Genomic DNA, 6701 nt, shown 5'->3' with positions numbered 1-6701 from the left:
AATCATCTACAGACCCCCCCACCCCCGAATCCTCGATCGATCTATCCTCTGACTTAGAAGCCACCGATAGCAACAAATCCACCCCCAAATCCAAATCCAAAAAAGCCGATGGACAATTGACGCTGCTGTAGGGTAGAAGATAGTGAATAGTGAATAGTGAATAGTGAATATTTGGACGCAAGCGTCCCCCCATCCACTCATCCCCCCATCCACTCATCCACTCATCCACCCATCCACCCATCCACCCCTCTCCCCTAATGAAATACCGTCGTTTTGGCCGAACCGAGCTACAGATGCCCGTTTTTTCTTGTGGCGGAATGCGATACCAACATAAATGGCAAGATATTCCGCTCACAGAAGTTCCCGATGAAAATCAACGCAACCTAGAAGCAACGATCCATCGATCGCTAGAAGTTGGCATCAATCATATTGAAACGGCCAGATTTTATGGATCTTCAGAAGTTCAACTCGGTCAAATCTTACCTAAATTAAACCGTCAAGATTTTATTTTTCAGACTAAAGTTGCCCCAGTTGCCGATCCGCAAGAATTCAGAAAAACTTTCGAGTTATCCTTATCCCGTCTCAATTTAGAGTATGTCGATCTGTTAGGTATTCATGGCATTAATAATGAGGAACTAGCCGATTATAGCTTGCGAGATGGCGGCTGTTGGGACGTAGCCAAACAACTGCAATCGGAAGGTAAAGTTAGGTTTATTGGCTTCTCGACACATGGCACCACCGATACGATCGTTCGGGCGATCGAGACTGATAAATTTGATTATGTCAACCTGCATTGGTACTATATCAATCAAACTAATTGGGCGGCGATCGAAGCAGCAACTCGTCACGATTTAGGCGTATTTATTATCAGTCCGACTAATAAAGGTGGCTTGTTAAACCAGCCATCGGCAAAATTAGTCGAACTCTGTCAACCCCTAAGTCCGATCGTCTTTAACAATCTTTTCTGTCTGAGCCATCCCCAAGTCCATACCCTCAGCGTCGGTGCCGCCAAACCTAGCGATTTTGACGAACATCTCAAAACATTACCACTTTTAGACCGTGCCGCCGAATTGCTGCCACCAATTATCGATCGTCTAGAACAAGCCGCAGCCAGTAAACTGGGGACAGAATGGGTACGCACCTGGAAACAAGGCTTACCCGCCCCCTCAGACACCCCTGGGAATATTAATATCCACACCATCCTCTGGCTGCGCAATCTGGCGATCGCCTATGACATGCTAGAGTACGGCCAAATGCGCTATAACCTCCTCGAAAATGGCGGACACTGGTTTCCCGGTGCCAAAGCAACCAACATCGACGCACTCGATTTTTCTACCTGTCTGGCTGCTAGTCCCCACGCCACCACCATCCCCGCTCTACTGAAGGAAACCGATTTACTGCTAGGTGGAATGGAAGTCAAACGATTGTCTCAAACCTAAAGTGAACTACACCGCCCTGCACAATCGCGCTTACGCGCTCATGTGCGAGGACGGAGCTTCCGACTTCGAGGGCGACAGCCTCACAGATGTCTTGCGACCCCTGCTTGGTCTTACGTTGCCTCCATCGGCAGTCTCGCTAGTTCCTAACGAGAGTATTCTGAGTCCTTCGGCTTTCAGATTTTGGGCGGCGTTTACATCCCTGTCGTGGTTGGTTCCACAAGCTTGACAAGTCCACTGACGCACATCCAGAGGCAAAGAGGAAACTCGGTGATAACAATTACTACAGGTTTTCGATGAAGGAAAAAATCTATCCACCTTGACCAGTATTTTGCCAGAACGCTCACACTTATAGTCGTTTCCCTCACTACTAGGGACAGGATATTCACCTTCTTGCTCCGTCAAGATAGCAGCGAAATATTGACCACTAGGATTCTTGGAAATAGTAACAGTCTTGACTTCTCCATCAAGCGGACGATGCAAACTGATTTTGACCCATCCCAATTTAGGGAGATAGATCGGGTTATCAACTGCTTGGTGCGCTTTTCGCGTCGGGGAACCCGACGGGCGCGCATCCGCAAACTTAGTCCCTTGAGGATATTGAATCGACTGTTTCCCATGCTTCGATTTGAAGTTAGGAAATTTAGCTCTTTTCTCAAAGAAGTTGATAAACGATTTACTGAGGTTGAGGGTAACAGATTGCAAAACTTGAGAATGACATTCACCCAGCCAAATAAACTCTTTTTTGAGTGCTGGCAGCAGCGCGTTGAGTCCTTCTCTAGACAGTCCCTTCCCCGTCTGGGCATAGGTAGTAGTAGTCTCATTCAGAGCGCGATTCCACCACCAACGAGCGCATCCGAAAAACTGGGAAAGCTTTTCGGATTGGGCATCGGAGGGATAGATTCGGGCTTTGATAGACTGATACATCTACATTTATCACCAATTGCTTTAATGATAACACAGAATAAACCAATGGACAAGCAAGGAATTTGTTCGTCTCGTCATCCATCCGCCCATTTGCCAAGAGCTTCGCTTGTTGGTTCGAGGGCGGATGGAATCCTCGCCTCACTCGGCTTTCATCCCCTCCCTGCTCCACTACGCGCCTTGCTATCGCTCGTCGCTTCGTTCTCGCGAGGAAGGGGAATTCCCACCTGTCTGATTAACGAGTCACAAACGCGATCGGTTAATTCGATCGATCGCTTCCCCCTTCTGAAAAGTCCAAAGTTAAGTTTATCCCAGATTACTTTTAACTAGTAATCATTTCAAGAGACCGATCGATCTCGAAGATATGAGAATTATATGCAAATAATAGCTCCCCTATCTGCGAAAACTGGGGTTGGATCCTGGCGACGATCGCCTAGCCATGTGGCAGCAGGAGCCTAATTTCAAATGGCGATCGAGGTAAACGATTGGGCTGAAAACAATAGCTGAAAACAATTGCAGCCACTTGCAGCGGTTGTCTGGCCATTATGGCTGCGGAATTAAGCCAGCGAACATACTTGCCAAAAATCAAGGAAATGTAATAGACTCTTCATAGCTATCAAAAATAATTCTCAATAGCTTAGATCGCTTTCTCTAGTTCGATTGCGAAAACTATTGGCGTTACCGCTCCAAGCCGCGATTTTCCGCTACTCCCCCATGTTCGAGATCTCATCTGCCGTTCGATGCCAGCATTTTGGCAGTTCGAGCGTCGGATTGTCTCGATCTGCTTAGTGAGAGTAAGAGTCAATACTACTCCACCGCCATAATTTACCGTCCCAAATTTAAACTCATCATGCGCCATGACAGGAAACCGAACGAACAACTTAACGGTAATGGATGCGATCGAAACAATTTTGGTTGGTTTGGGCATTCCTGAAGACACGATTCGGGAGGACACGCTCATCCACGCACATTTAGGGCTGGATTCAGTCGAGACAGTCAAACTTTCCCTTGAATTGAAACGCCAATTCGATCTCGATCTCAAGCTAGGAACGCGCAAAGATCTCACATTGGCAGAAATTTGTCAGATGGTAGTAGCACCCTCGCCAGCTCGATCTGCGTAATTCTAAATTGCCAGTTTAGTTCTCGATCGCCAGAAATTTTATGATGAAAAGTATATCTACCAGCTTGCCCGATATCTTTAACGTGGCGGCTCATTTTCTCGAAGCTAATTTAGTCCCAGAGCGGCGCGATCGCGTTGCTATTTACTACCGCGACGATACTTATACCTATGCACAGGTGCATAGTTGGGTGCGGCGGATGGCTAAATTCTTAGCCGAATTGGGCGGGGAGCGCGAACGCCGGATTGCGATTTTATTACCCGACACGCCAGAGTTCGTATTTGCCTTTTGGGGGGCGATTTGGTTGGGGATGGTGCCAGTCCCGATTAACACGGCTTGTACGTTAGAAGACGTGCGGTATATTCTCCAAGACTGTCGCGCCCAAGTGTTGGTCACAGATCGATCGTGGTTGGAACGTTTGGGTAAAATCGAGTCGCTATTCCTGCAACATGTCGTGCAAATCGACGGAGATCGATCGTTAATGTCCTTACTGAGCCAACAGGATGAATCGATTCTCCAGGGGAGAGGCTACGCCAACGATTGGGTGCAAACCGATCGTGAGGAACCCGCATTCTGGCTGTATACCTCTGGCAGTACCGGACGACCGAAAGGCGCGATTCATCTGCATCAGAGCATGGTGGTTTGTGCCGAAAATTATGGCAAGGAGTTAGTCGGCTTACAGGCAAATGACATCATCTATTCTGTTGCCAAAATGCCCTTTGCCTATGGCTTGGGGAATACATTGTACATGCCGATGTCTGTCGGTGCGGCGGCGATTCTCTCCGATGCGGCGAATGCCTTTGATATCATTACCGATATTCAAACTTACCGACCGACGGTATTATTTGGCATTCCAGGTATTTATGCTGGCATCCTGTCATTAGCTGAGATTGCCCCGCTCGATGTCAGTTCGTTACGGTTATGCCTCTCCGCCGCCGAACAATTGCCCCCTACCATCTGGAGCAAATGGCGAGAATTGTATGGGCTAGAGATTTGCGAGGGGATTGGGACTACGGAGTTATTGCATATATTTCTCTCCAATCGACCAGGGGCATGTCGTCCGGGTACTTCCGGTCGTCCGGTGCCTGGATATGATGTGCGCGTTGTTGACGATCGCGGATGCACCGCCCTAGATGGTGAAATTGGTGCATTAGAAGTAGCGGGCGAAAGTCTGATGCTGGGGTACTGGAACCGTTTGTCTGCCACGCGATCGGCTCTATATGGGACGACGATGCGGACGGGAGATAAATATATCCGCGATGCCGATGGTTATTTTCGGTTCATGGGGCGTAATGATGACTTTTTTAAGGTCAATGGGATGTGGGTTTCGCCGTTTGAAGTCGAGGATGTGTTGCTCCAGCATCAAAGTATCCTCGATGCGGCTGTCGTGCCTAATACCGAGCCAGATGGAGATTTAACGCAGGTCATCGCCTATGTGAGTCTCAAATCTGACTTTGCACCCTCGATCGAGCTAGAACGCAGTATTCGTCAAGCGGTTAAGGCTCAGTTGCCCCCATTTAAGGTGCCCAAAAGCATCCAGTTTTTGGATGCGCTACCGCGCACGCCGACAGGCAAGGTACATCGTCAAGCATTGTTGAAAATTTAGTTAGGAACCGCAATGGTTTCTAGTCGCGCGGTTGAAACCGCCGCTTGTGATGCAAAGTCCGCCTACGCGGACTAAATCAATTCAAATGGTTTGGTGCGTTACGCTTCGCGATAACACACCCTACTATTCACTATTCACTATCCACTAAATAACTACCTATGTTTTCCACCGACACTCAGCCACTCGTTTACCATGAATTATTCGTTCCAGAAACTAAAGATCCGCAATCTTTATTGCAAAATCTGTTAGATATCGGGCTATTTTCCAGTTATATGCTGTATGAGGGCGATCGCCAGACGCGGATTGCGGGAAATACCTTAGCCAGTATTGCGGTAAGTACTGACACTGTGACTTTAGATTATTTAGGCGAAATCGAGTCGCGATCGATTGTCGGCGATCCGCTTCAGCAAGTGCAGCAAATGTTGGCATCATTACCGATCGAAAATTGGACGGCGTATGGATACGTGGGCTTCGATATGGCGCGGTTTTATTCGAGTTATAGCAAAGCGATCGAGCAACCTTTGCTGTATTTTTCGATTCCAGAAACCGAACTCCAGATTACCGAAAAAGGGATTCGGATTAAAAGCGTCAAATCTCTGACTAAAATTATCGAAGCTTTGGCGATCGATGCTCCGTTGCGGAATTATACCGCCACCCTGCCGACGCTGGATTTTGCCGATCGCGAACATTATCAAACTAAAGTGAGCGAAATGGTACAGGCAATTCAAGCCGGACATTTGCACAAAGCCATTATCTCTCGATCGGTCAAAGTTAAAGGTCAGATGGATCTGTTGGGTACTTATCGGCTGGGAACTGAGAGTAATAACTCAGCGCGATCGTATTGTTTCCAGTTCGATGATGTCAGTGCGGTGGGTTTCAGTCCTGAGATTTTGATGACTGTCGATACCGATCGATTTGCGATTACCAATCCACTCGCGGGAACTCGCCCCCGTTCTGAAAATCTGGAACGAGACGAGCAGTTAAGTCGCGAATTATTCACCGATGCCAAAGAGGTGAAGGAACACGCTCTCTCGATCTGGCTGGCTCAAGATGAAATAGCTGCGCTCTGCGTACCGGAAACCGTGCGGGTGTTGGATTTTATGGAAGTCAAGCAATATCGCTGCGTTCAGCATCTCTCATCTCGCGTCGGTGGCGAACTGCAACCCGATAAGACACTTTGGGATGCGTTAAAGGTGTTATTCCCTGGAATTACGGTTTCGGGAATTAATAAACAAGCCGCATTGGAGTGGATCGATCGCTTGGAAACAGAACCACGGGGGCTATATGCAGGTGGGATTGGTTGGATCGATAGTCGCGGTACGGCGGATCTGGCGATCGCCATTCGATCGGCTTACCAGTATGGTGACACGATTCATTTCAATGCTGGCGCGGGGATTGTGGCTGAGTCGGTACCGGAGCATGAGTATATGGAGTCGGTGAATAAAATGAATACGATGTTGACGAATTTGGTGTTGAAGGAGTAGCTGCGGAGATCTACCCACCCCGTCGCTACGCGCCACCCCTCCGAGGATGGGATTTTCCAACCCGCCCTCCCCTTATAAAGTGGAGGGAGCTAAAGCCCCGCTTTATGAGGCTACGGTATATAAACAAGTATAT

6 protein-coding genes are annotated in these 6701 nt (G+C 48.2%); 4 read left to right on the top strand and 2 right to left on the bottom strand.

Annotated elements, in window-relative coordinates; translation table 11 throughout:
- Nucleotides 1-257: 257 nt before the first annotated feature.
- A complete protein-coding gene (locus C7B77_RS20735; RefSeq protein WP_106309265.1) occupies nt 258-1439 on the top strand; it encodes an aldo/keto reductase in 1182 nt (393 codons plus the stop codon).
- A 30-nt stretch (nt 1440-1469) separates the two neighbouring features.
- On the opposite strand, the gene C7B77_RS20730 is transcribed toward C7B77_RS20735, so the two are convergent.
- Together C7B77_RS20730 and C7B77_RS20725 are read right to left on the bottom strand one after the other, a co-directional pair.
- Nucleotides 1470-2363 carry an RNA-guided endonuclease InsQ/TnpB family protein gene (locus C7B77_RS20730; protein ID WP_106309262.1) on the bottom strand — a complete coding sequence of 298 codons (894 nt, stop codon included), beginning with the start codon at nt 2361-2363 and terminating at the stop codon, nt 1470-1472.
- A gap of 634 nt (nt 2364-2997) precedes the next feature.
- Entirely contained in the window at nt 2998-3219 is a 222-nt protein-coding gene (locus tag C7B77_RS20725) for a hypothetical protein (protein WP_146138426.1), read from the bottom strand.
- Between C7B77_RS20725 and C7B77_RS20720 the strand changes: the two genes are divergently transcribed.
- The 3 genes from C7B77_RS20720 to C7B77_RS20710 all read left to right on the top strand — a co-directional run bounded on the left by C7B77_RS20720 (nt 3218) and on the right by C7B77_RS20710 (nt 6568).
- Nucleotides 3218-3481: an acyl carrier protein gene (locus C7B77_RS20720; RefSeq protein WP_181243944.1), complete on the top strand. Its 264-nt coding sequence runs from the start codon at nt 3218-3220 to the stop codon at nt 3479-3481. The genes C7B77_RS20725 and C7B77_RS20720 overlap by 2 nt on opposite strands.
- Before the next feature lie 43 nt (nt 3482-3524).
- On the top strand, nt 3525-5084 hold the full coding sequence (locus C7B77_RS20715) for a benzoate-CoA ligase family protein (protein WP_106309253.1): 1560 nt from the start codon (nt 3525-3527) through the stop codon (nt 5082-5084).
- Between the two features lie 158 nt (nt 5085-5242).
- Complete coding sequence (locus C7B77_RS20710; RefSeq protein WP_106309251.1) at nt 5243-6568, top strand: salicylate synthase; 1326 nt, start codon at nt 5243-5245, stop codon at nt 6566-6568.
- Nucleotides 6569-6701 lie beyond the last annotated feature (133 nt).

The sequence above is a fragment of the Chamaesiphon polymorphus CCALA 037 genome (genome assembly GCF_003003845.1).
GTDB lineage: Bacteria > Cyanobacteriota > Cyanobacteriia > Cyanobacteriales > Chamaesiphonaceae > Chamaesiphon > Chamaesiphon polymorphus.
The sequence above is the reverse complement of the archived record's forward strand: the minus strand, read 5'-3'. Positions and strand labels throughout refer to the sequence as shown.